The following is a 2,972-nucleotide window of genomic DNA, read 5'->3' on the forward strand; positions in this document are numbered from 1 at the left end:
CTAAAACTATGAAAAAGACCTTTTTAAGCCTACTAGGATTATTATTGTTTACGGTGGGCTATACGCAGCAAAACGAGTGGGAAGATCCCACTAAAGTAGACCGCCATAAGCTTGATGGCCGTAGTGATTTTGTACTCTACACTTCCGCAAAAAAAGCTTTACAAAACGATCCTCCATCCTCCGCCCTGTACCAAAGCTTAAATGGTACCTGGAAGTTTAATGTGGTACAACACCCTAGTGAGCGCCCAAAAGCGTTTTACGCCCCCTCTCTAAATGATAGTGACTGGGATGATATCCAGGTGCCTTCCAATTGGGAACTGGAAGGTTTCGATCTTCCTATCTATACCAATGTCACCTATCCTCACCCTAAAAATCCACCCTATATCGGGTTTCCTTCAGATCAGAAAACAGCAGATGGAGAGGTGATCAATAAAAATTCCAAAGATGGGGATGAAGAAATTTATAACCCGGTAGGGACATACCGCAGGACATTTACCATCCCTACATCCTGGGATGATCATGAGATTATCCTTCGTTTTGGTTCCATTTCAGGCTATGCACGGATTTTTGTAAACGGGAAAGAAGCAGGGATGACCAAGGCCTCTAAAACCCCGGCAGAATTCGATATTACCAACTTACTAAAAGAAGGTGACAATCTTTTGGCGGTACAAGTCTTTAGATGGCATGATGGTAGCTATCTGGAAGATCAGGATTTTTGGCGCTTAAGTGGTTTAGAACGAAATGTGTACCTACAGGCAGTTCCTAAAACGACGCTCTGGGATTATTTTGTAACCAGCGGACTGAGCAATGATTACCAGGATGGCGAGCTAAACGTTACCGTAAAACTTAAAGAATTTGATAAAGGAAGTATCAAGAAACCAAAAGTAAAATTCACCTTACTGGATCCTTCAGGAAAACAAGTCTTTACCCAAACAAAGGAATTAGGGAAAAAAGCTACCCAAGTAAGCTTTTCAAAAACATTGGCCCATGTTGAAAAATGGAGTAATGAATTTCCAAACCTTTATCAGTACACAATCAGTTTATTAGACAAAAAAGGGAACGAGATGGCCGCACTGGCCGGGAAAACCGGTTTCCGTGAAGTTGAAATTAAGAATGCCCAACTCATTGTCAATGGCGAGCCCATTACGGTAAATGGTGTGAATTTGCACGAACATCATCCCGATAAAGGCCATACACCTGACCGCGAGATGATGCGTAAAGACATCGAGGTGATGCAAAAAAACAATATCAATGCGATACGGATGAGCCATTATCCCCACGATTCGTATATCTACGAACTGGCCGATGAGTACGGAATGTACGTGGTCGATGAAGCCAATATCGAAACCCATGGAATGGGCGCCGAGTGGCAGGGCAACTTCGATAAATCAAAGCACCCGGCCTATCTGGAAGCATGGGCACCAGCACATATGGACCGCATTGAACGAATGGTAGAATTCCATAAAAACCATCCTTCTATAATTGTTTGGTCTTTAGGAAACGAAAGTGGAAATGGGCCTGTATTTTATGATGCTTACGATTGGATCAAAAAGCGCGATACCACCCGTAAAGTGCAGTTTGAGCAGGCCGGGGAGAATAGAAATACCGATATCGTTTGCCCGATGTACCCAGGGATTAACCATATGAAGGCCTATGCCGAGGATGATAGTAAAGAACGTCCTTATATTATGTGTGAGTATTCTCATGCCATGGGGAACAGCAACGGGAACTTCCAGGAATACTGGGATATTATCGATAGCAGCGATCATATGCAAGGAGGTTTTATCTGGGATTGGGTCGACCAGGGATTACGTGCGGAAACTGAAGACGGAAGGGAATTCTGGGCCTACGGTGGTGATCTTGGCGCAGGGAAATTGCAAAACGATCAAAACTTTAATGCCAACGGTCTGGTAAGTGCCGATCGTACCCCGCACCCGGCTTTAGAGGAAGTTAAAAAAGTATACCAAAACATCAAATTTGAGCTGGATGGGAATTCACTACAAGTAACCAACAAATTCGATTTCACCAATCTGGATGCTTTTGATTTTAAATGGCAATTACTTGCCGATGGTCAGGTCGTAAAAACCGGGGAATTCAATTTGAATGTTGCGCCGAATAAAACCAAAACTGTGACGATAGCCTTACCTGAATTAGGGAATAAAGAGTATTTCTTAAGTGTTTATGGCTATACCAAAAAGGCCAAAGCCATGGTGCCTGCCGGTCATGAGATGGCCAGAGAACAGTTCAAAGTAGGGGGAAACACCTATTTTGATGCTGCTGATATCGCAACTGCTGGACAGCTAAATGTAAGCAAGAAAGGTGATCAGCTTCAGTTTTCAACAGAAAAAATCGAAGGTGTTTTCAATACCAAAACCGGAAGCTTTGAATCCTATCATTTAAAAGATCATCAGCAATCACCAATCTCGGTATTCCCGGAGCCTTATTTTTGGAGGGCACCTACCGATAATGATTTTGGGAATGGGATGCCACAAAAATTAAAAGCCTGGAAAGAGGCGACTCATAATGCTACAGTGACCCATGTTGAAGTCGCTAAAAAAGCTAAAGAAGGGCAGCAAATTACGGTGACCTATCAGCTTGCAGGCGTAGCCGTGCCATATACCGTAGCATATTTTATCGAAAATAATGGCGATATTAAAGTTACGGCTACTTTAGACAGTGATAAAGACTTACCCGAACTTCCCCGTTTTGGAATGCGAATGGTACTGCCGGGAGATTACGACAACCTGGAATATTACGGTCGCGGTCCATGGGAGAATTACTCCGATCGAAATACCTCTGCTTTTATGGGAGTTTATAAAGATCAGGTAGAAAACCAGTTTACCTGGGAGTATATTCGTCCGCAGGAAGCAGGGTATAAAACTGATGCGAGATGGATTCGACTTGAAAATAAAAAGGGAGCCGGGTTACAGATTACCGGGGAACAACCCCTGGGCTTTAGCGCATTGAATGTA

Annotated in this window: 1 protein-coding gene; it reads left to right on the plus strand. The window is 43.3% G+C overall.

Translation table 11 applies throughout. From position 1 onward, the window contains the following. Positions 1-8: 8 nt before the first annotated feature. Positions 9-2,972 (plus strand): glycoside hydrolase family 2 TIM barrel-domain containing protein (locus tag AC13DP_RS02330; protein ID WP_483067234.1); only part of this gene is annotated, 2,964 nt, incomplete at its 3' end.

This window comes from Zunongwangia sp. L-65, assembly GCF_056859415.1.